The sequence below is a fragment of the Gottfriedia sp. NPDC058432 genome (genome assembly GCF_042721555.1).
Lineage (GTDB): Bacteria > Bacillota > Bacilli > Bacillales > Bacillaceae_G > Gottfriedia.
The window spans coordinates 146,915-170,861 of record NZ_JBHXLC010000007.1 but is presented as its reverse complement, the minus strand read 5'-3'; the positions used below and the strand labels follow the sequence as shown (position 1 = coordinate 170,861).

The 23,947-nt window shown below is 30.4% G+C and carries 22 protein-coding genes; 1 reads left to right on the top strand and 21 read right to left on the bottom strand.

Going from position 1 to position 23,947, the window contains the following annotated elements:
• Window positions 1-43: 43 nt before the first annotated feature.
• The 21 genes from ACFWM3_RS09565 to ACFWM3_RS09465 all read right to left on the bottom strand — a co-directional run bounded on the left by ACFWM3_RS09565 (window position 44) and on the right by ACFWM3_RS09465 (window position 22,953).
• Window positions 44-1,774, bottom strand: coding sequence for a phospho-sugar mutase (locus ACFWM3_RS09565; RefSeq protein WP_390311198.1), 1,731 nt, complete (start codon window positions 1,772-1,774; stop codon window positions 44-46).
• Window positions 1,775-1,840: 66 nt separating this feature from the next.
• A complete protein-coding gene (manA, locus tag ACFWM3_RS09560) occupies window positions 1,841-2,806 on the bottom strand; it encodes a mannose-6-phosphate isomerase, class I (protein WP_390311197.1) in 966 nt (321 codons plus the stop codon).
• A gap of 53 nt (window positions 2,807-2,859) precedes the next feature.
• Window positions 2,860-3,936, bottom strand: a complete 1,077-nt coding sequence (locus ACFWM3_RS09555) for a glycosyltransferase (protein ID WP_390311196.1) — start codon at window positions 3,934-3,936, stop codon at window positions 2,860-2,862.
• Window positions 3,937-3,954: 18 nt separating this feature from the next.
• Window positions 3,955-5,328 carry a sugar phosphate nucleotidyltransferase gene (locus ACFWM3_RS09550; RefSeq protein WP_390311195.1) on the bottom strand — a complete coding sequence of 458 codons (1,374 nt, stop codon included), beginning with the start codon at window positions 5,326-5,328 and terminating at the stop codon, window positions 3,955-3,957.
• Window positions 5,329-5,407: 79 nt separating this feature from the next.
• The gene (locus tag ACFWM3_RS09545) at window positions 5,408-6,736 is read right to left on the bottom strand and encodes a UDP-glucose dehydrogenase family protein (protein WP_390311194.1); all 1,329 of its coding nucleotides are present in this window, start codon (window positions 6,734-6,736) and stop codon (window positions 5,408-5,410) included.
• Between the two features lie 64 nt (window positions 6,737-6,800).
• Window positions 6,801-7,919: a glycosyltransferase family 4 protein gene (locus ACFWM3_RS09540; protein ID WP_390311193.1), complete on the bottom strand. Its 1,119-nt coding sequence runs from the start codon at window positions 7,917-7,919 to the stop codon at window positions 6,801-6,803.
• Window positions 7,920-7,931: 12 nt separating this feature from the next.
• Window positions 7,932-8,732, bottom strand: a complete 801-nt coding sequence (locus ACFWM3_RS09535; protein ID WP_390311192.1) for a WecB/TagA/CpsF family glycosyltransferase — start codon at window positions 8,730-8,732, stop codon at window positions 7,932-7,934.
• Window positions 8,722-9,918 carry a glycosyltransferase family 4 protein gene (locus tag ACFWM3_RS09530; RefSeq protein ID WP_390311191.1) on the bottom strand — a complete coding sequence of 399 codons (1,197 nt, stop codon included), beginning with the start codon at window positions 9,916-9,918 and terminating at the stop codon, window positions 8,722-8,724. The genes ACFWM3_RS09535 and ACFWM3_RS09530 overlap by 11 nt, the downstream gene beginning before the upstream one ends.
• A 165-nt stretch (window positions 9,919-10,083) precedes the next feature.
• A complete protein-coding gene (locus ACFWM3_RS09525) occupies window positions 10,084-11,001 on the bottom strand; it encodes a glycosyltransferase family 2 protein (RefSeq protein WP_390311190.1) in 918 nt (305 codons plus the stop codon).
• Window positions 11,002-11,034: 33 nt separating this feature from the next.
• A complete protein-coding gene (locus ACFWM3_RS09520; RefSeq protein ID WP_390311189.1) occupies window positions 11,035-11,943 on the bottom strand; it encodes a glycosyltransferase family 2 protein in 909 nt (302 codons plus the stop codon).
• Complete coding sequence (locus tag ACFWM3_RS09515; protein ID WP_390311188.1) at window positions 11,940-13,271, bottom strand: O-antigen ligase family protein; 1,332 nt, start codon at window positions 13,269-13,271, stop codon at window positions 11,940-11,942. Before ACFWM3_RS09515 ends, ACFWM3_RS09520 begins: the two co-directional genes overlap by 4 nt.
• Before the next feature lie 134 nt (window positions 13,272-13,405).
• Window positions 13,406-14,788 (bottom strand): oligosaccharide flippase family protein, encoded by a 1,383-nt coding sequence (locus ACFWM3_RS09510; RefSeq protein ID WP_390311187.1) that lies wholly within the window; start codon window positions 14,786-14,788, stop codon window positions 13,406-13,408.
• Window positions 14,766-15,443 carry a CatB-related O-acetyltransferase gene (locus ACFWM3_RS09505; protein WP_390311186.1) on the bottom strand — a complete coding sequence of 226 codons (678 nt, stop codon included), beginning with the start codon at window positions 15,441-15,443 and terminating at the stop codon, window positions 14,766-14,768. The genes ACFWM3_RS09510 and ACFWM3_RS09505 overlap by 23 nt, the downstream gene beginning before the upstream one ends.
• 177 nt (window positions 15,444-15,620) lie before the next feature.
• Window positions 15,621-16,790 (bottom strand): glycosyltransferase family 4 protein, encoded by a 1,170-nt coding sequence (locus ACFWM3_RS09500; RefSeq protein ID WP_390311185.1) that lies wholly within the window; start codon window positions 16,788-16,790, stop codon window positions 15,621-15,623.
• A 2-nt stretch (window positions 16,791-16,792) separates the two neighbouring features.
• Window positions 16,793-17,872, bottom strand: a complete 1,080-nt coding sequence (gene gmd / locus ACFWM3_RS09495; RefSeq protein ID WP_390311222.1) for a GDP-mannose 4,6-dehydratase — start codon at window positions 17,870-17,872, stop codon at window positions 16,793-16,795.
• 27 nt (window positions 17,873-17,899) lie between these two features.
• Window positions 17,900-18,838: a GDP-L-fucose synthase gene (fcl, locus tag ACFWM3_RS09490; RefSeq protein WP_390311184.1), complete on the bottom strand. Its 939-nt coding sequence runs from the start codon at window positions 18,836-18,838 to the stop codon at window positions 17,900-17,902.
• Between the two features lie 15 nt (window positions 18,839-18,853).
• Complete coding sequence (locus tag ACFWM3_RS09485; protein WP_390311221.1) at window positions 18,854-19,525, bottom strand: sugar transferase; 672 nt, start codon at window positions 19,523-19,525, stop codon at window positions 18,854-18,856.
• A gap of 24 nt (window positions 19,526-19,549) precedes the next feature.
• Window positions 19,550-20,425 (bottom strand): UTP--glucose-1-phosphate uridylyltransferase GalU, encoded by an 876-nt coding sequence (gene galU, locus ACFWM3_RS09480; protein ID WP_390311183.1) that lies wholly within the window; start codon window positions 20,423-20,425, stop codon window positions 19,550-19,552.
• Window positions 20,426-20,766: 341 nt separating this feature from the next.
• Window positions 20,767-21,540, bottom strand: a complete 774-nt coding sequence (locus ACFWM3_RS09475; protein ID WP_390311182.1) for a tyrosine-protein phosphatase — start codon at window positions 21,538-21,540, stop codon at window positions 20,767-20,769.
• A complete protein-coding gene (locus ACFWM3_RS09470; RefSeq protein ID WP_390311181.1) occupies window positions 21,537-22,232 on the bottom strand; it encodes a CpsD/CapB family tyrosine-protein kinase in 696 nt (231 codons plus the stop codon). The genes ACFWM3_RS09475 and ACFWM3_RS09470 overlap by 4 nt, the downstream gene beginning before the upstream one ends.
• A gap of 1 nt (window position 22,233) precedes the next feature.
• The gene (locus tag ACFWM3_RS09465; protein ID WP_390311180.1) at window positions 22,234-22,953 is read right to left on the bottom strand and encodes a YveK family protein; all 720 of its coding nucleotides are present in this window, start codon (window positions 22,951-22,953) and stop codon (window positions 22,234-22,236) included.
• 438 nt (window positions 22,954-23,391) lie between these two features.
• Here ACFWM3_RS09465 and ACFWM3_RS09460 point away from each other — a divergent pair, with 438 nt between their 5' ends.
• Complete coding sequence (locus ACFWM3_RS09460) at window positions 23,392-23,541, top strand: BH0509 family protein (protein WP_172795377.1); 150 nt, start codon at window positions 23,392-23,394, stop codon at window positions 23,539-23,541.
• Window positions 23,542-23,947 lie beyond the last annotated feature (406 nt).

Sequence of the window (23,947 nt, the reverse complement as noted above, 5' to 3'; positions counted from 1 at the left end):
CATTTAAAAAGGTCGTGTATTTAAATATATCCGCATCTATTCACTATTGTTCAAAACGACTTAATAAATCTTTTTTAATAGCTTCTAATTTTTCACTGCTATTTTCTAAAGAACTTCCTTTTACGCCAAAATAGAATTTAATTTTCGGCTCTGTACCCGATGGTCGTAATGCACACCATGATTCATCTGATAAAATATATTTTAGAACATTTGATTTTGGCAGATTAATTTCAACTGTCGTACCATCTTCAAGACTTGTTTTAGTACTTTCCTTATAGTCTTCAATTACTGAAACTTCAAGACTAGCAAACTCTTTCGGTGGGTTCATACGGAAATCATTCATCATTTGTTGAATTTGCTCCGCTCCATCTTTCCCCTTCAATGTCATAGAAACTAGATCTTCTTTAAAGAAACCATACTTTTCAAAGATTTCTAGTAATCCATCATATAATGTTTTACCTTGAGACTTATAATATGCAGCTACTTCACAAGCTAAAATAACAGATTGAACTGCATCTTTATCTCTTACAAAATCACGAATTAAATAGCCATAGCTTTCTTCATAGCCAAATTGGAACTTGTATTCACCTGTTTGTTCAAACTCTTTAATTTTCTCGCCAATAAACTTGAAGCCAGTAAGTGTATCAATCGTATCAATACCATAGTTTTGGGCAATTACTCGTCCAATTTCAGACGTAACGATTGTTTTTAAAACTACCCCGTTTTCAGGTAAAGTTCCAAGTGAATTCTTTTGAGATAATAAATACTCAAGCATTAATGCACCAGTTTGATTCCCTGTTAATATCGTAAACTCTCCTTCAGAGTTACGTACAGCAACACCTAAACGGTCTGCATCAGGGTCAGTTGTAATTAATACGTCTGCATTTACTTGCTCACCGTACTGAATACTTAGTTCGAATGCCGCGTGTTCTTCTGGATTTGGAGATTTTATAGTTGTAAAGTTTGGATCTGGAAGCTCCTGTTCTTTGACTACAGTTACGTTTGTATAACCTAGCATACTTAATCCATTACGAACAGGAATATTAGATGTCCCATGTAATGGTGAGAAAACAATATTTAAATCCTTCGCATGCTTTTCTACAATTTCAGCATTCACAACTACTGTTTTTAACTCTTCTAAATAAGCATAATCTACTTTCCCGCCTATTATTTCCAGTAAACCATTATCTAGTAGATGTTCTTTTGAAGCTACTTCTACTGTTAATTCATCTTCAACCTGGTCTACGAAACTAGTTAATGAATCTGCTTCTGTAGGAGGTAATTGACCACCATCAGGACCGTATACTTTGTATCCGTTATATTCTGGTGGGTTATGACTTGCTGTTAAAACGATGCCACTAAATGCACATAAATATCGCACAGCGAATGATAATACTGGTGTTGGACGTAAGCTTTCAAATACATATGTTTTGATTCCATGTGCACCTAGAGTTGTTGCAGCTTCCATTGCAAATTCAGGTGATTTGTGGCGAGAGTCGTATGCGATTACTACACCTTGATGTTTTGCTTCTTCACCTTGGTTCTCAATGAAGCGTGCTAGTCCTTCTGATGCTTTTCTTACTGTGTAAATGTTAAGACGGTTTGTTCCTGCGCCTAATTCTCCTCGCATTCCGCCTGTACCGAATTCAAGGTTTTTGTAGAAGCTGTCTTCTATTAGTTTTTTATTTGATTTCATTTGTTCTAGTAATGATTTTAATTCAGTATCTAATGTCGGATGGTTGTACCATCTTTCAAATTGATTTATAAAATTCATGTCGTTCCCCCTTTTTACAATGATAGAAAATCAAAAAATTAAGCGTATATTTTAAACTACGAATTCTTAAACATGAGAAGTAATTAAATCCATTTTGCCATTAAGAGAGAATTCTTTTACGTAGCATGGGATTAAAAAGTGCATTCCCTTTTTTAGAGAATGAGTTTCTTCATTAATAGTAATACTTCCTTCACCTTCAATAACACTACCTAAAATGAAAGGATTATTATTTAGTAGATTTGTAGTTGCAGTAACTTTCCATCTTTCCACGGAGAAGAACTCATTGTCTATAAATTCTGTAATTAAGGTACCTTCTTGTTGATATTCATTCCTTATTGGATTGGCATCAGCATGGGGAAAAGTAATGACATCCATTGATTTTTCTATATGTAACTCTCTTAAATTACCGCTATCATCACGTCGATCATAATCATATAAACGATAAGTTGTGTCTGAGTTTTGTTGCGTTTCTAGGATTAATGTTCCTTTACAAATTGCATGTACTGTTCCGCTTGGTATATAGAAAAAGTCTCCGGGCTTTATTTGAATTCTGCGAAGAACTTCATCCCATTTGTTCTCCTCAATTACATTGAGAAATTCAACTTTTGACTGAGCATTATGCCCAATTATCAATTCAGCACCTTCTTCACAATCAAGAACATACCAGCACTCAGTTTTACCTAACTCACCGTTTTCATTGATTTGAGCATATGTATCGTTAGGATGAACCTGTACAGACAAATCGGCCTTTGCATCTAGAATTTTTGTTAATAGTGGAAATTTCTCCCCTTGTAAATTTCCAAATAAGTGTTTTTGCTGGCTCCATAGTTCGCTTAAAGTTAAACCTTTAAACTCTCCATTAGCTACAACACTTGGACCATTACCATGTGCTGAAATTGCCCAACATTCTCCAGTTTTGTCATTTGGAATCTCGTAACCAAAAATTTCTTCTAGTTGAGTTCCACCCCAAATACGTTCTTGAAAGACCGGTCTAAAAAAGAAAAGATCCTGTTTTTCTATTAATACGTTCATTTACAAAAACCTTCCCCTTAATTATTCTAATAATAAAAATCCATCTAGAAGTTCTAGATGGATTCAGGATTAATCTTTAAGTTTAAAATTTCACAAATTTTATCTACAATAAGTCCCACTTCATTTTCACGTTTAACTTCTTCTCTAATTGGTAAATCTTTAACTGAATATAATTCTTCTAATGTAATCGTTTCAGCTAAATTATATTCTTTTAAATATGAAATAGTATTTCGATCTTCATTTAATGATTGTCTTTCAATGACATACAGTGACTTACCTTGGTTTACAGCTTCACTAACTGTACCCCAGCCTGCTTTCGTAATGATGATGTCACTTGCTGCGATATAGTTTTGTGACTCTGTATAGTCGAAAGGTATCTTATATATATTGTTGCCTTCAGCTTGAACATTGGATGAAACAATATAGACATTATTAGCATACGACCATATAGGTAAATCCATTAATGGCATATCTATTTTCATACCTATTCCAACAAAAATTATCTTTTTGTTGCCAGATGAATTTACAATTTGTCTTATTCTATTTACTTCAATTTGATCAACTGTTCTACTGAAAAATGAAAAATTGAGTTGTCCAACTCTACCCCATTTTTCTTGATTTGTAGCAAGAGAAAAATAGTAATCTAGTTGTTCATATGATTTTCTTAATCTTTCTAAATCCTGTTCTTTTAGCATATCTTTGTATGCAGAATACCAAGTGAAATTAGAAATACCTATTGTAGGAACATCGAGAATAGATCCTACTTCTATTCCAATCGGAGATATATCAGATAGAATACCTGCAATACATTTATTATTAAAGTATTCTAGTTCCTTTTCAACTATTTCTTCCCAATTTTGATAGTAATCAAAAAGTCTACTTTTAAGTGCAATTGGGTCTGGTTCAAGTGAATCTTTTTTAAGCACATATCCAATATCCGTCTGAACTTCATGAAAAACAACACGTTCACCATATTCAGCTAATGATTCTTTTAAAAATTTTATAGCGAACGAATTACAAATAATTACTCTAACATCTGATGTTCTATTTAATAAATTACGGATAACGGCAATACTTCTAGAAGCATGACCATATCCGTAATCTGAAATATAATATGCGATTGTTTTCATCGATTACCTCATAAAATATTATCTTTTCACCTTGTGATAACACTCACGTTCAATATCTAACCATTCTAAATATTTACGTTCAATGTCACCCTCAACAACTGGATAGCCTGTTTGGACTTCAATAAATTCTAAATCAGTTATTGCTTTTAATGTGTGGAAATATCCAACAGGAATGGTTAATACATCCCCTTCACGAACAACGTTAATTTGTCCATCAATGACAAATATTCCTTCACCCTTTACGATCGTCCAAACTTTTTCACAGTGTTGATGACGATGATAGCTTAAGTTCTTTCCAGGTAGTATGTTGATTCGCTTAGTAACGTTGTGTGTCCCATTATCATATACCATTTGATCAAGTACACGATATGAACCCCATCGACGCTCCTCAAACATTGGACGCTGATCTAAATTTTCTACAACTTCTTTAATCTTCTGACTTGCCATTTTTTCAGATACTAATATGCCATCAGGACTAACTGAAACAATTGCATCTTGAATCCCCATTACTGTTACAGGAATATGCAATTCATTAATGACATGAGTATTTTCACAATTACCCCATTTAAAAACTTGCCCTAAAGTATCAGAACCCATTTCCTCAGTTAATGTGTTCCAAGTTCCAAGATCTTTCCAATAGCCTTCGTAGCTAATCGCAACAATCTTGTCTGTTTTTTCAACAACTTCATAGTCAAAGCTTATTTTTGGAAGTTTACTATAATTTGAAGAAAGCTCACTATAAACTAACGGTAAATCTTTTTCTTCAAGAATTTTTAACATTGATCCTAAACGAAATGCAAATACACCACTGTTCCAAATTGCACCCTCATGAATTAACTCTTCCGCTTCAATTTCAGATGGTTTTTCTTTAAAATGACTTACTTGGATAACCCCATCATTCACAGTTGATGGAACAATGTAACCATATTTGGATGATGGATAGGTTGGATTAATTCCCATTAAAGCTAAATCTGCATCAGAATTTTTCAATACATTTTCTAAATCTAAAACACGTTTAAAAAATGCTTTATCAACGTATGGATCAACTGGTAATACTGCAACAATTTCATTTTCGTCAATAAGTTCTTCTGAAAATAAAAATGAAGAAGCTAATGCAATTGCTGGGAACGTATCTCGTCGTTCTGGTTCAACAATTATTTTAACTTCTTCACCTATTTGACTTTTTATCATTTCTGTTTGTGTTTTACTAGTAGCAATTACGGTATTTTCTGCTACCCCTAAGCTTTCTAATTGGTTCCAGACTCTTTGAACCATTGACTCTAGCTCGTTATGTTCGTTTGATAATACTTTTAAAAATTGCTTTGAACGTGAATCATTAGATAATGGCCATAATCGTTTACCTGAACCGCCTGATAAAAGGACTAAACGCATCAAATCTCTCCTTACTATTTACATAATTAATTCCAATAAAAATAGCCCTTTTTTTCATAAATAGAAAATAGAACTTTATCTAATTTAATATACTCTCTAGAACAGGTACTCCCACTTCACGACCAATTGAATGATATTCAACCCCTACTTGTGCCATATCTCTAGGTTTATAACAATTCCTACCATCAAAAACAATCGGATTCTTCATTAAATTTTTAAATTCCTTAATGTCAAAATCCATAACATCTTTCCACTCAGTCATAATGAAGCACATTTCACTTTCTTCTAGTGCATCAACTATTGATGTAGTATACATAATCTTGTCACCAAAATGTTTTTTTGCATTTTCTATTCCAACTGGGTCGTATGCTACAACATTTGCACCACGTTCAATAAGATAATTAATATTTGGAATCGAAGGTGCTTCTCGCATATCGTCTGTGCCCGGTTTAAAAGTTAAGCCTAACACCGTTATTTTCATTCCTTCGAAACTTTCAACCATATTTCGTGCCTTTTTAATTAGTTTCATTTTTTGATTTTGATTCACTTCAATTGCAGCTTTGATTGTTTTTAACTCATAATCATGATCACTTGCTAACCAATGTAATGCTTTCGTATCTTTAGGGAAGCATGATCCACCGTAGCCTAGTCCTGCTTTTAGAAATTTATTACCAATTCGTTCATCATAGCTCATCCCTTTAGCTACATCTTCAACATTTGCACTAACAATTTCACAAAGATTTGCTATATCATTCATAAACGAAATTTTCAGAGCTAAGAAGTCATTTGATGCATACTTAATCATCTCCGCACTACGACGATTCGTAACAACAATTGGTTGATTAAAAGGTTGATAGATTTTCTCCAATAGCTCACGAGCCCAATCACTTTCGACACCAATTACTATTCTTGAAGCATATAAAGTGTCATTTACTGCAGTTCCTTGTGCTAGAAATTCAGGGTTTGATGCTACTTCAATATGAACATCATTTTTTAAATGCTTTCTTAAATGTGTTTCAATTTCATCATTTGTACCTATTGGAACAGTTGATTTAACAACCACTAATACGTCTTTCTCTGCGTTTTCAGCAATTTGAATAGCCACTTTTTTTACATGATCTAAGTTCGCTGAACCATCACTTCGTTCAGGCGTTCCAACAGCAATCATAATAATATCTGCATCTCTATATGCATTCTCAAATTCAACTGTGAAATCAATTCGCCCTAAATCATAGTTATTTCTCATTAAATCTTGAAGTCCTTCTTCATATATTGGAGATAGCCCAAGTTTCATCATTTCAATTTTTTCTTTGTTAATATCTACACATACTACAGTGTTGCCTACCTCTGCAAGACAAGCACCAGTTACTAAACCTACATAGCCTGTTCCTGCTATTGCTATTTTCATATTATTTTCCTTTCTTAATAAATTCTTATTTAAAATTTATACGCAGGAAATTATATCTATTTAATTAAGATTCACTCAATATTTTTTTTACGATTTTATCCCATGTATAACCTTCAAGAATTTTATTACGAGCATTTTCTCCTAATTTTCCTCTTAGAGTTTGATTATTTAAAATACTGTATATTGACTCTACCCATGTATTTTCATCCAAATTATTTAACACTAATCCATTCTCTTTATTTAATAGTGTTTGTGCTCCACCATTAAATGTTGATATTACTGGTAATTTAAAATACATACTTTCTAGTAAAACCATTCCAAATATATCGTAATTAGTAGGAAATATAAATAAATCTAAATTCTGATATAAATATTTTAACTCTGATTGTTTTAATTTTTTTAAATGAAAAATATTATTTTCAACCTCTAATTCTCTTGCCAGATTAAAATATTTTTTAGTGTCCTCTTCTCTTCCATTTCCAACTACAACTAAATTGATATTTGAATCTTTCTTTACTAGTTTTGAAACTATATTAAATAAAAACTCTATATTTCGACGCTCTTCGAGTACGCCAATATAGAGTAGATTTTTTTTATTTAAATCAATTTTTCTACAAATATCATTCATAGTAATTTTAATATTTGTATCCAATTTTTCACTATCTAATCCTACACCTATAGTTTTAACATTTTTAAAACCTTTATTTATTAAGTATTCTTTTGCTAAATCTGACTTCGTAAACACTTTTACTACTAGTCGTTTTATAATTGGAGTTAGGAAAGTATCGTAGAATATTTGAACTATTCGCTTATTATTGTCCAGATATGGACCGTGATATAAATAAACCTTATCCTTGCAAAATATAGCTAGTAATAATGTCATAATTTGATTATATTCAGTCGATATAATAAATTCGTATTGGCTCAAAACAGATTTCTTTAGCATAGAATAGAATATACTGTTACTCATAAATTTAATTGCTTTTGTCCATTTTATAGTTAGTTTCCTATTCTGATATTCATAAATAACTTCATCAAAAGTATTACTATCACTATAATAAACTATGTCACAATCAAAACCTTTTTTTACAAGAGCTTTTCCTAACCCAACTTCTTGTAAATTATAGGAGTCAGCGTTAACTTGAGATGCAAAATTTCTAATAATTAATACTCTCTTATTCATTTCTTGCTACCTCTACAATCTTTTAGAAAAATTCATATTTTGACGTTTGTAATTTTTTTGTCTGTTTTTATGATAAGACTTAACAAATTTATAAATATAAGCTGAATTATTATATAGATATCTTTTCCATAATCGCTTTGGTTCTGTTAAAAGCCTGAAAAACCATTCAAAACCCAATTTTTGAATAAATAATGGTGGCCTTTTAATATCACCAATAATAAAATTAAATGCCGCTCCAACACCTAGTAGAATACCATTAATTTTAGGGCTATTTTCGTACATCCAAATTTCTTGTTTCGGACAACCTAAACTAACAAAAATAAGATCTGCTTTTGACAGATTTATATTATTTTGTATTTCTTTAGTCTCTAACTCACTTAAACTTCTAAATGGTGGTGAGTAACTACCGACGATATTTATATCTGGATAAAGCTCTTTTAATTTTTCCTCTAACTGTATTAAAGTATCTTCAGTTCCACCATAAAAATATACCTTGTAATTTTTCTTAGAAGCCTCTTCACATAGTTTTAACATTAAATTAGGTCCATCCACGCGATCTTGTGTGCTATATCCAAACATTTTTAATGCCCAAACAAGAGGCATACCATCTGGCGTGCATATATTTGCATTATCCAAGGCCCTACTAAACTTTTCTTCATTACTCGCTGTAACAAGTGAATGTGTATTACAAACGCACACATATTTTTGCATTTCATTTGTATTTATCCATTCTTTTATTTTATTAACGGTATCTTTAAAATTTAATGCCGTAACCTTCGAACTTAAAATATATGCATAAGGGTTATTCTTCATTTTTTTCTCTCCCAATTACTTCTTCATATATACTCATAAGTAAATTAAAATTAGTATCAGCGGTATATTTTGTTTCATACTGCTCTTTTACATTTTTCTGAAGCCCAATGTAATTGTAATTTGGATAAGATAATGCTTTTAGTAAAACTTCTTTTAAATGTTCTACATTACTATTTTCAAAATGAAAACCTGTTACCCCATCAATAACAACCTCCTTTAAAGAGCCTATATTTGATGCTATAACAGGTGTATTTACAGAATAAGATTCTATTATTGTCATCGGGAACCCTTCGTAACATACTGAAGGAACTATTACATACTTTGCTTTAGACATAAATTCTAAAACATCGTTACTGCTTAATTTTCCTCTAAAAATAATATTTTGTATATGTCCATACTTTCCTTGTAATTCATCTTTTAATGGCCCATCACCAATGACATCTAATTTAGTATCAATTTGATCACCGATATTAGCCCAAGCTTCAAGTAAAAGATGCAAACCCTTCTCTTCAGAAATTCTACCAACAAAAACAATACGATTACTCTTTTTTATATCTACCCCAATATTATTCCTCTGAATAAAGTTGGGTTTTACGATAATCTTTTCACTAACTATGCCAATATTCTCAAACTTTTTTTTAGCAAAATGTGTAAGTGCGATGTATTTATCTACTTGTTTATTCCAAGTATCTAAAAATCTATGAGTAAATAGCATTGTACTTAAAGGTGCGGTCTGAATGCGAGAATTACGATAACAACCATATTTTAAGGAATTAATTAAACTGCCCTCAATACATTTTTCACAAACCTGACTATCTCTCAATAACATTGCTCCAGGACATGCCAATCGATAATTATGAAGAGTTTGTACAACCGGTACTTGTAAATTTTTACATGCATAGTATACCGATGGAGAAAGTAATGGAAATGTATTATGAAAATGTACAACATCTGGTTTTTCTCTTTCAATAGTGACTTGTAACCTTTTGTATTGTTTATTAGACCATATGGTATTTAAACCTAATTTCACCTTATTTATTATCCCATTCTGTTGTATCTCATCATTACTAACAAAATAATTTACAACTTCTACTCCATTTTTCTGAAGTAACTTAATTTCTTCACCAACTACTTTATCTTCTCCACCACTCAATTGGTAATAGTTATGAACGAATAATACCTTCATCGATACTCACTTCCACTTTTATTCTCTCCAATTATTCTAGTTTATTAAATTTTTTTCAATAACGTTCTAAAACTTTCCATTACCGCGAAAATTTTATTTCTTGCTTTTTTTCATGCTTGTCCAAACCTTCCCTAGCACCAAATCTTCTAAAATATTATAAACAACCTAATTTTTATATAGATAAGAGTTCATGCCTAATACACCTATAATGTCTCCAAAACCATTTCCAAGAAAACTTATACCTTGAACAAATTTATACAAACCAATAAATGGTGAAAGTAAAATATAGTATAATCCTTTTGATAATTTTATTATCCCTTTTCCTATACGTAAGAGTCTTATTGTTACCTTCTTATCATTCAAGTTAAGAGTAGGTTCTATTTTAGTAAAATTTATAGACGAGTAAAATGATCTTTTAAATACGTAACGCATGTTACCTCTTTCTAATGGAATATACTCTAGTACTTCCGCATCATCACACCAAATAATTTCATTACCATTTTTTACTAACTGGGAAAATAAATAGGTATCTTCTCCACCAGAAAGATTAAACTTAGGATTAAAAACTTCTTCCATTTCACTTAAAATGGCCATTTTTATTAAAGTATTACCTGTACCAGTATAAGGTAATCTAGCTCCATCTTTATGTCTAGTTGGAGAAAAAAAGCCAGATTGCCTAATATGTTCCTTAACTTTAGGATGGTATAATGGTAAGACTGGACCTGTAACAATTCCTGAATTACTTTTATTTTCCATATCTAGTAAATTTTTTAACCAATCTTTACTTTTTACGACCTCATCGTCATCTAAAAAAACAATATAATCTAAGTTGAGTTCTCTCGCAATCTTAATACATTTATTTCTTGCATTTGATAATCCCTGGTTTTCTTCTATTTCATATATAATTTGTATTTGATCTTTAAAACTATTATAGGTATTATGAGCAGAGCCATTTTTATCATTATCAACAACGATGGTAGTAAATTTTATAGTATTTGATAAATCTAATAAACTATTTAATAATCTAGTAAGATCAAACTGTCTTTTAAATGTACATATGCAAATTCCTACTTTATTTTCCATAACACATACTCCTGTTAAATTAAATCAAATGATTCATCTTATAATAGAATAAATTGACTTCTTTAGAAGACTTAATGATAAAATTGAATATTTCATGAATAACATTGAAAATCCTTTAATTACACCAAAATATTTAATATAAAATTTATAATTCTTATTTAAATCATAATTGGATTTTATATTAAACAATATTTTTTTTATTATTTCTATTGAAACTTTATTATCGGCAATACTAAACCCTGTCTGTTCCCTATTATTCCAACAAACACACGATGGATCATAAATTATTTTATAACCTTTTTTTCTGACTCTATACATATAATCAGCATCTCCAAAATACTGAGGAAAATTTTTATTATCAAAAAGACCTACATTTTTTATAATATTAATTGGAATTGCCACTCCCATTCCACCACACCAATTAACCTCAGCTACTTTGTTAAATGCATCATTATCCATTTCGTAATACCCTTTTATATATAATCCCGCTCTTCCAATACTTGCATATCCACCTGCAAACAATATTTGATTGTCAACACCATCAATAAAAACCTTAGAACAAATTACACTATTAGGATGTTTTTTTACCGATTTCATTAAATTTTCTATCATATCTGGTTTAATGATATTATCATTATTTAATAGAATAACTATGTCATCCTTATTATAGTTTTCTAATACATACCTAATTCCCTCATTCATTCCTCCTGACCACCAAAGATTTCCATCCCCTTCAATAAATTTAACCATTTTAAATCTTTGGTGAATTATTTCTTGGGAGTTATCAGTTGAGCCATCGTCTATTATTACTACATCTACGTTGGTATAAGTAGATTTAAATACAGAATTTAAACATCTAATTGTTTCATTTACGCCATTGTATATTGGAATTAAAATAATTACTTTTTCGCTATTTTCGATATTCAATGCTTCATTAATCATTTTGTACTCCTTAACTTAATTTGTAGCACTTCGTAATCTATTAAAGATAATACAAAAGCTAAACATAATAATGAACCAGTATTATCAAATAAAGGAACAAACCATATAGAAATTAATAAGTAAATGAAATATCCTATAAAATCAAATTTACTAATATGATTTTTCCTTAAATACTTAATATTTTTTATCATAAGAACAATTAAACTAAAAATAATCATTAACCCTACTAATCCAAACTTAAAAAAGAACCCAATTATTCCTACATCCGATAAAAAATATTCCATCTGCTTACCTAAAGCAATATAAGACGGATAATGAGATTCAATTAGTAATCCTCTTCCTAATATTGGACTTTTAAAAACTTCTGTAAGATAAAACTCAATTTCATGTAATCTTACGTCAAAAGTACCACTTTTGTTGGAAATATCTTCAACAAGTAAAGTAAAGATACTCTTCAATAAATTGTTTTCATTCAGAATAAAAAAATAAAAAAACGATATTACTGCTAAACAAAAAACAATATATCTATTAAACTTTCTTTGTATAATAAATATAAACATTATTGCAACCATAATTGGAATGGTTAGAGTTCTAGAATTAGCTACAATAATTATGTAAAACAAATTTGTTATACATATTAATATCATTATTAAACTAACATTTTTCCCAGTAATTAAACGGTTGAAACTCATAAATAAGCTGAGAATTACAATATTTACACCCTGATAAAAACGAACCTCACCAAATCTTTCTAAAAAGTTAACATTTAAAAACTGAATTTTATCGTACATTACAAATTGAGTTATATAAACGCATGCAGCAATAAAACCTATATAAATTATTATATTTTCAATTTTCCTTTTAGATATGAGATTATTAACTAATAAATAACTTACCAATATATAAGTTAGTACAACTAAATACCATTTAGTGGCTTTTATGCCTAATAATATAGGTTGATCATAAAGATAATAGCTATTAAGTGGTTCAACCATAACCAATAAAATAAATAGGATAATTGGAAACTTAAAATTCATTAAACTAGTGTTTAATTTATGAGAATTAGCTCTAATTAAATAAGATATTATTAAAAATAATACTGAAAATGAAAAAAACAGATTAATTTTTTCGCCTAGATCATTGGATACTAAATATAATATATTGTCCACCGATAAAATTAATCCAATAAAAAAAAACTCCTTTTTTATAAATATTAATACTAAAAAAATTAATCCAATAAAAAAAATCAATAAATTAAAATTAATACTTAAAATTGCTGCTCCTATACCTACCAATATACTAATTGGAAATACTAGTTTATTACTCATTAGAAAGTTGTGTCCCCTCAGTTATATAATTCTCACTATTATAGTTTTTCTATATTCGAGTCTTCACAAAAAATATCTACGTGAATTCCTATGAAAATATTTCAATCGTTGATCTCATATGCAGTTTTATTTGATTAAACAGAATTTTGATGTTTAATACTTGAATTATATGATTCTAGTTCCTTCATTTTTTTAAAGCTTATAATTGGTCCAACTAATGCAAAGGGAGCTAAACATAAAATAGTACCTAAAACTACTCCAACTGTTCCAAATCCAAGGTCTTTAGCAAAATATATTGAAAAGGGAATATTTAATATTGCCCCAATACCTACAGCTATTAATTGCCCATTAACTTTATTAATACCATTTAACAAGTATGCAAAAATATTACTCCAGACATTAATAATTATATAAATAGCTATTACAAAAATGAGCAAATTGGATGCTATAATCCCATTTCCAATCCATATCCTAAGTATCGGATTGACAAAAAATGAGAATATAATTACTCCTATTACAAATGGTATTAGCATTAGTAATATTTTGTTCATAGTTTTTCGTATCCAAATTACATCCCCTTTACTATATGCATGTGTATAGGCAGACCACAAAGGGACCATTACTGTACTTGCAATAATAGTAAATACACTAAATAATTTCATAACTAATTGATATACAGCAACTTCTTTACTACCTACAACATTAGTAATTACCATAGTATCTGTTGTAAAAATAATTACTGCAGATATTTCGAGTAAGAAAAACTTTATTCCATTCCCCATAAGCTCATTTATATACAATTTATTGAAATACTTAAACTCTGGCTTAATTTGTTGATATTTACTGGAAAATAAATATAAGTTAGCCAATATTAGAACAACCAAAATGGTCACACTGTAAACAAAACCTAATATAAGTATCCCTTTAAAATTAAATAACTTTAAAACATATAAACAAATAACATATAGAAAATTAGAAACTAAAGTGAATAACGAAGGTAAAGAAGATTGATTATAAGCAAAACATATAGCATTTAAAGTCATTAAAATAAGCTGAAGTAAATAAGAAACAACCACAATTAAAAACAACAATAAAAATTCTTCTTTTGAAACATAATTTGCATTAAAAATATGTCTCCAATCAATAAATAGGGTAGCAATAGTAAATATTAAACAGCACGTAGTAGCAATTACTGAAATAATTACATAACTTGTAGAAACATATATTTTTGCATTCTCTATATTATTAGTTGCAATTGCACGAGAAAGTTTATTTCTTAACCCGTTCCCAAGACCACCATTTAATAATCCTAACCAGCTAATTACAGATAATATAGTTAACCACAACCCATAAATTTGTTGAGAACCCGTAAATTCAAAAGCTACTCTTATACTCCAAAAACTTAATAATACAGAAAGTACCTTAAGTAATAATGAATAAAAGGCATTTTTTTTTACAACAGTAGATAGGGATTCTTTATTTGTTTTTTTGACTTTAGCAATCACCGAATTTAGCATAAAATAATTCTACATCCTCAAAATATTTATTATTCTCAATTAACCAACTCTCGCAATTTTCCCACCATTTAATAGTAGATAGAAATTGTCGCTGCTCTTCACTAAAGCGATATCCCCTTATTTGTGCAGGTATTCCTAAATTTATACTAAAAGGTTCAGTATCTTTAGTTACTATTGCACCAGATCCAATCACTGAGCCATCAGCTATCTGTACGCCTTCCATTATTAAAACATTCTGTCCAATCCATACATCATTTCCGATACTTATAGATTTTTTTGATTCTTTGTTTACGTATTTATGCTCTTCAAACTTATCATTACTTACATAAGTAAAACCTGCTTGACGTTTTGTTGAATAGAACGCGGGATGCATACTAACATACTTTTTAATTGGATGTTGCCCGAACACGATTTTAACATCTGATCCAATACAACAAAAATTTCCAATTATAGAATTGGGTAACCTGCAATTTTTTGAAATATAGGTACCATACCCAATAACACTATCATTTATTTGAGTGTTATGATAAATTACATTATTTCCATGTAATATTGTTTTATTATTAAATATTACATTTGGATGTATAATAGCTTTCTTTTCTCTATTTCTATAATTAAACAATATTCTCTTGAACTCTTGTTTAATTTTCTGCACTTATTTTCCTCTTTTCTATATTAATTCTCATTTCACTATAAGATACTAACTTAATAATATTAAAGAATAAAAATTTAATGATAGAAATGGGATACAAGAAATTTTCATGTACAGTAACACCTATTAAAATTTTTTAATTAAAGGAAATAAAAAATTTAATAGTAATCATTCGTACAGTTATTTTTTATTCTTTAAAATCACCTTTTCACTAATCTTATTCACTATATAAGAACAAGTATTAAGCCAATTAGTTTTTTGTTCATAATGATTTCTACTATTTATACATAGTTTTCTATATTTTTCTTTATCAATAAAATTTTCATAAATCTTTAATGAGTATGCTTTTGAATCCTCCTCAACGTCTAATTGAAATCCATTGATTCCTTCTTCTATTAACGATGGAAGTCCGCCAGTATTTGTAGTCACTACCGGTATACCATTAGCGTTAGCTTCGATCCCAACCATCGAGAAACAATCTGCCTTTGTTGGGAGAATAAGAAAATGAGACTCGTTTAAGATATTCTGATACAGTTTCTGTTGCTCTTCAATATTCTTATCAATATATGGAATAATTGAAACTCTAGTATCATTAATTTTTGGGCTAGATCCTATAATCGTTAAGTGAGCATCAATATTTAATTTTTCGTTTAAATAACGTACAGTACTATAAGCAATTTCTCCGCCCTTTCGCTTATAATCCTTTCCTACAAACACCAAATTACATTTACTAATTTTAAGTTTCTTTTCTATCTCATTAGATACTTCATCTTTATGGGGGATATTACTCATGTTTAAGCCAAATGGAATAGAAAAAACTTTATTAGGTGCTATATTATAATCATTAACGGCAGATTCCTTTGCCCAAGTGGAGCAATAAAACAATAAACTACTTTTTTCTAGTGCTTTTCTCTCTAACTTATTACTATCATTGATAGTTTGATATGAGAGGTTTGAAAATTCACTATAATAGTCTACCATTTGGTTAAAAGTAGCATCAGTATAATTAATAATTGGTATATCTATATCTAGATATACAATAGGTAATGTACCTACAGAAATTATCGCATCTAAATTACCAATTTTAGAGATAGACTTCTTAGCTTTTAATGAGTAGTATTTACACGCAAGTTTACTTCTCCCACCGATATAACGTTTTTTAGTTATTTTACTCTTCAAGGAATAATATTTATTTATTAACTTGGTTACGTTATCATCACAAATTGAAATTCGTTCCAATTGCACAAGTTTTTCTAAATTTTCAGCAAAATAATATGTTGTCCCTGACCATGTATTTGTATCATATGAATCTCCCATTGAAATATATCCTATTCTCATTTCCTTACTCATACTTAATCAAACATCCTCTTAACTCGTTCTTCCTTCTCAACCTTCTTCATGTCATGAGTAACCATAATCTCAACTAACTGTTCAAAAGAAGTTTTAGTCGGATTCCATTCTAATAATGTTCTTGCCTTTGTAGGGTCACCTAATAATTGTTCAACCTCAGCTGGACGGAAGAATTTTGGATCAACTTCAACAATTACATCGCCAGTTGATTTGTTGATACCTTTTTCATTAATTCCTTCACCTTGCCACTCAACTTCAATACCAGCATGCTTAAATGCTAATGTAGCAAACTCACGTACTGTATGCATTTCACCAGTTGCAATTACGAAATCTTCAGGTTTGTCATGTTGAAGAATTAACCACATACATTCTACATAGTCTTTTGCATAACCCCAGTCACGTAAAGAATCTAAATTACCTAACATTAATTTTTCTTGTTTACCTTGAGCGATACGCGCAGCTGCAAGTGAAATTTTACGAGTTACAAATGTTTCACCACGACGTTCTGATTCATGATTGAATAAGATCCCGTTAACTGCAAACATATTGTAAGATTCACGATAGTTTTTAGTAATCCAGAAACCATAAATTTTAGCTACTCCATATGGAGAACGCGGATAAAACGGTGTTGTTTCCTTTTGTGGAACTTCCTGTACCTTTCCGTATAATTCTGAAGTAGAAGCTTGGTAAATTCTAGTAGTTTCAGTTAAACCTAACATACGAACTGCTTCTAATATACGAAGTGTACCAACAGCGTCAACGTCTGCAGTGTATTCTGGTACATCAAAAGAAACACGAACATGTGATTGTGCAGCTAAATTATAAATTTCATCAGGACGAATTTCGCTAATTAAACGGATTACATTTGATGTATCTGTTACGTCACCGTAATGTAAGTTAAAATTCTCATGAGCCATAAACGAATATTTTTCATCATTAAATAAATCTTCTAAACGCTCTTGGTTATAAGAAGAACTTCGACGAATTATACCGTGTACTTCATACCCTTTTTCTAATAAAAATTCTGCTAAGTAAGACCCATCTTGTCCTGTTACGCCAGTTACTAAAGCTTTTTTCTTCATTGTCATTTCTCTGTTCTCCTTGTCTAATTACTTCGTTAGTTGATATTGTGCTAAAAATGCTTCGTATGCCTTCACTAATCCTTCAACTAAAGGGGTGTTTGCCGTCCAACCTAAAGAATTAATTTTTGTTGTATCTACTAGTTTACGTGGCGTACCATCGGGTTTTGTTGTATCAAATACGATTTCACCTTCAAAGCCCACTACATTTTTAATTTTCACTGCTAGTTCACCAATTGATATATCTTTCCCTACCCCAACGTTTACAATTTCATTTCCTTCATAATTGTTCATTAAGAAAATACAAGCATCTGCTAAATCATCTGAGTATAAGAATTCACGTAAAGGTGTACCTGTTCCCCATACAGTTACAGTTTGATCATTGTTTTCTTTTGCTTCATGGAATTTGCGTAATAACGCTGGTAATACATGTGATGTATGTAAATCAAAGTTATCATTAGGACCGTACATATTTGTTGGCATTGCAGAAATATACTTTGTACCATATTGACGGTTATATGATTCGCACATTTTAATCCCTGCAATTTTTGCAACTGCATAGGCATCATTCGTTGGTTCCAACTCACCTGTTAATAAGTATTCTTCCTTCAATGGCTGAGGTGCCATTTTTGGGTATATACATGTACTTCCCAAGAATAAAAGTTTTTGCACATTATTTTTATAAGCAGCATCAATGACGCTAGTTTGAATTAATATATTGTCACGTATAAAATCCGCTGGATATTCATTGTTTGCAACAATCCCTCCAACTTTAGCAGCAGCAAGAAATACATATTCTACCTTTTCTTCAGCAAAAAAATCTTCAACTTCTTTAAAATCACGCAAATCTAGTTCTTTACTAGTACGAAAAACTAAGTTTGTATAACCTTCTTCTTGTAATTTACGCAAAATAGCTGAGCCTACTAAACCACGATGGCCAGCTACATATATTTTCGAATCCTTCTTCAATTTTCTCTCTCCTCATTAAAACGCGTTGTTTGAACCGAATAATACACCAATCGTTTTTAAGATAATCTTAATGTCATAAATAATAGATTGATTATTTATGTAAGTTATATCTAGTTGAACCATTTCATCAAAACCTACACTGTTACGAGCACTTACTTGCCACAATCCAGTACAGCCGGGAGTCACTAGTAATCTCTGTTTATCATAATCTGTATATTCATCAACTTCTCGGGGAAGTGGTGGTCTTGGACCAACAAGTGACATATCACCTAATAAAACATTTATGAATTGCGGTAACTCGTCAATCGATGTTTTTCGAATAAATTTGCCAATGTTAGTAATCCTAGGATCATCTTTCATTTTAAACATTGCACCCGAAACTTCATTGTATTTTACAAGTTCCTTTAACCGTTCTTCTGCATCCGTTACCATTGAACGAAACTTATACATTTTAAATTCTTTTCCATTTTTACCGACTCTAGTTTGATAAAAGAAAACCGGACCTTTCGGATCTTCTAATTTAATAAAAATTGCTACTACTATAAAGACTGGTAATAATAATAGAAGACCAAAAACTGCTCCGATTAAATCAATTAACCGCTTTGTTATTAAATAGATTCTTCTTTTTTCAACTATTTCTTTCGATAAGAGTGGTTGAGAAGCATATTCTGATTGTTCAAATCTCATTGCCTTCAATCTGATCATCCATCCTTATTTAATATTTACTGTTAACATGTCATGTAAATACTTCAATAAATCATCCCTTAAATCCTCATGCTTCAATGCGAAATCAATCGTCGTTTTAATAAAACCTAATTTCTCACCAACGTCATGACGCTTTCCTTCAAAGTCATAAGCAAATACACGTTGAATTGAATTTAATTTTTGAATAGCATCTGTCAACTGAATTTCGCCACCTGCACCGATATTTTGTTCTTCTAAATACATAAAAATTTCAGGTGTAAATACGTAACGACCCATGATTGCTAAATTAGAAGGTGCTGTACCTGGTGCTGGCTTTTCAACAAAGTTTTTTACTTCGTATCTTCTACCCTCTTGCATAATCGGTTCTACAATGCCATATCGATGCGTTTCTTCTTCTGGTACTGTTTGAACACCAATTACTGAAGAATATGTATTGTCATATTCGTCCATTAGCTGCTTTAATCCTGGTGTTTTAGCTTCTACAATATCATCACCAAGTAATACTGCAAATGGTTCGTTGCCGATAAAATTACGCGCACACCATACTGCATGACCTAATCCTTTAGGTTCTTTTTGTCTTATGTAATGAATGTCGATATTAGATGGAGCTTTAACCTGTTCTAATAATGCATATTTTTCTTTTTCTAATAAATTTTGTTCTAGCTCATATGAATAATCAAAATGATCTTCAATTGCGCGTTTTCCTTTACCTGTTACGATAATGATATCTTCAATGCCTGATTCAATTGCTTCTTCAACAATGTATTGAATTGTTGGTTTGTCTACGATTGGTAGCATTTCTTTCGGCATTGCTTTTGTTGCAGGTAAAAAGCGTGTTCCTAATCCCGCAGCTGGTATGATTGCTTTTCTTACTTTCTTCATTTTCTAACCTCCATTGCTTTCTTTCCCCAAATTAATAAAGTTTCCACTTCTATATTCATGTGAATAAATACACAAGAAGAAACTCTATATTCTTTTAATTTAAATATAATTTAGGGCATCTAACCCCTCCTCACACTATACCTCTGACGACAAGCGTCTAAGCAGATTCATTTCAAATTTGTTATTCCTTTTCTCGAATACACATAGCCCTTTAGTTTGAGTTATTTTATGGGGTCTATTTGTGCACTAAGATAAACGGAAAACTAATCAATTTAATCATCTACCACAATATAGCCGAGTACCCCCATTGATAACGGTAAGGAGATATCACCTTTCATTTATTAGATTCCTAGTAAACGACTAAAAATATTTTGTTTTAATTTAAGAGGTTCTTCTGGATAAAGAATGTCACCATTCACAATTGATTGTGCATTTTCTCTCATTTGGAACTCGGTTTCTATTCCAAATTTTTCTCGGATGATTTCGTATGCATCAATTAACTCAAAATTCCGATTTTTCGTGTTATGTGCATCTGACGCAATAATATGTACCCAATTTGCCTCAATACATTTAAAAGCAAACTTTTGTATTTTTTTACCGAATTTACCTGTTATGGATGAAGCAGTTAGTTGAGTTAATATTCCTTTTTGGACAAATTCAAAAAGAATGTCTGGTTCGTTTATAAGAACTTTATTGCGTTCAGGATGTACAAGAATCGGTATAATTCGATTTGCTTGTATCTCATAAAACAACTTATTAGTAAAACGCGGTATATGGGCTGACGGAAGTTCGCATAGTAAATAGCGCCTTCCATCATTAATTGAAACAATTCGATTAAGTTCAAAGTCTTGAATCAATTCTCCATAAAGTCTTACCTCTTGCCCTGGTAAAATCGTTAAAGGTATAGCTTTTTCCTTTAATACTTTATTTAACTCTTCTACTTTTTCTAAGATCACTTTTCTGTCTGTATTGTAACGTCCGTTCTGATGATGAGGTGATGCAACAATTGTATGAATCCCATTGTCCACAGCTGCTCGAGCCATATTAATACTATCTTCCATTGTTATTGGACCGTCATCTAGGCCAGGTAAAATATGACAGTGAAGATCAATCATTTTTCGCTACCATAATAATCGTAATAACCGTCTTTATCCTGTTCTGCTCGATTTAATACAACACCTAGGATATTTGCGTTTACTAGTGTTAATAGCTCTTTTGCTTTTTTAATTTTTTCTTTTGCCGTGTATCCTCTACGGACAACTAAAATCGTACCATCACATACTTGTGAAATGATTTGAGCATCAGTAACTGCTAACAATGGAGGAGCATCAAAAAGAATCACATCATATTGTTCATGCATTTGTGCAATCAATTTCTTCATTTTCTCTGAAGATAATAGTTCAGATGGATTTGGTGGAATAGGACCCGAAGTTAGAATTGATAGATTGCTAATATCAGTTTTTTGTATAACGTCCTTAAAGGACTTTTCTTGTGCAATAGCAGTTGTTAAACCTTTAAAATTCTCTAATTTAAAATCAGAATGCAATTGAGGTTTACGTAAGTCAGCATCTACTAAAAGTACTTTCTTTTCTTGCTGAGCATACGTAATAGCAAGATTGGCAATTGTCGTTGTTTTACCTTCTGAAGGTTCAGAAGATGTCACTAAAATTGATTTTATTTTTTTATCAATCGAAGAAAATTGAATGTTCGTACGAACTGTTCGATATTGCTCTGCAAATGGTGATTTAGGGTTTGTTAATGTAATAAGAAATCTTTTTAATTTTTCTTTAGTCGTCTTTTTAACCATTTTACGCACCCTTTCCCAATTTTAAATTTATTTTCGGAGTGATCTTTCCCTTTGTTACTTCAGAAATAACACCTAGTATCGGTAACTCCAATAATTCTTCAAGCTGTTTTTCAGTCTTAACTGTGTTATCTAAAAACTCAAGTAAGAATGCAATACCAACTGAAATCATTAACCCAACTGCAAATCCAATCACAACATTTAATTTCTTATTTGGTTTAATCGGATTTTCACTTAAATCCGCTTTAGCTAGAACAGTTACATTATTTACACTCATAATTGTTTTAATTTTTGCCTGAAATACACTTGCAATTGTATTCACAATCGCTTGAGCTTGCCTTGGATCAGGATCTTGTACAGAAACCGTAAATACTTGTGAATCTTTTTCACTTACAACTGTGATATTATTTGTCAGTTCTGCAGCTGTATAATCTAAATTTAATTGATTAATAACTTCGTCTAAAATAGCTGGACTCTTAATAACGACATTGTATGTATTGATCAATTGAACATTTGTTTGCACTTGGTTATTCTGATAAATCGAAGAATCTTTTGTTTCTTTTTGATTAACTAATAATTGTGTTGAAGATTGATAAATCGGGGTTAAAAATAAAAAACTAATAACTCCTGTAACCACTGTGGCTACAACTGTAATACAAATTATCATGATAAGACGTTTCTTAATAACGCCGAATAATTCCTGTAAACTAATCGTCTCTTCCATCGCTTCCTCCTTAAATTCTATACGTTTATTATTCTATTAAAATATACACTCAGATTCAACAGTGCCTAGTATAACAATTACTTAACGAAAAGTTAAGTAAAAATTAATCAAGAAATAGGGAAGTTTGGTTAAATTTCCCATAAAACAAGGTATTTTGTCGGATTATTTACCCACTTTATGGAAACCCTTACAAACTGGTCTAGTTATGTTACATTCATTAACGAAAATTGTAACATTAGATATTATATTAGAATAATTTATATGTTGTAAATTGAATAATAATTAATGAAATGGTAGAAATGTTTTTTTACCTTTTTAGTAAAAATCACTAGCACATTTTGGTTTTACTGTTATATAATAACTAATAAATAAATATACTGTATTAAAACAGATTGGAAACAAATTAATCAATCATTTAAATCAAAGGGAGTGTTGTTAATGATGAGTAGAGAAGAGCGTAAAAACATGGTTCAATTTTTGGAATTAACAAAAGGATTATCAACTGAGGACTTAGTTTTCATGACGGATGCTGATTTAGAGCACCTTTACGACACAGCTTATACGTATATGTTACATCACTCTGAGTAAGATCTTACAACTTTGGTTTACTGCAATTATAAAATAAAAAGCTAGGTGAACATCCTAATTTGGATTCACCTAGCTTTTTCATTTACCAATGTTTCATATGTAAATACTGTATCCAATTACTTATATTTCCTCCTTTTTTCGATAAAACAAAAGACAACAAAATTCCTACTTCTCTGACTTTTTACCTCAACTTGAGATACAAAAATTTTAAAAGAGTATTTCTTATGCATCTTTTTGTTATATCGAAATTTTAATATTACCAATATATGGTAAATAAACAGATTGGTTATTTTTGTTGTTTAGTTATAAAAATTGTATACAATTTGTACGTTTTTCCCCTAGCATTTTGTTTAATAGGGTTAGTACAAAAAAAAAATTTTTATTTAATTTTTAATAAAAAAATTTG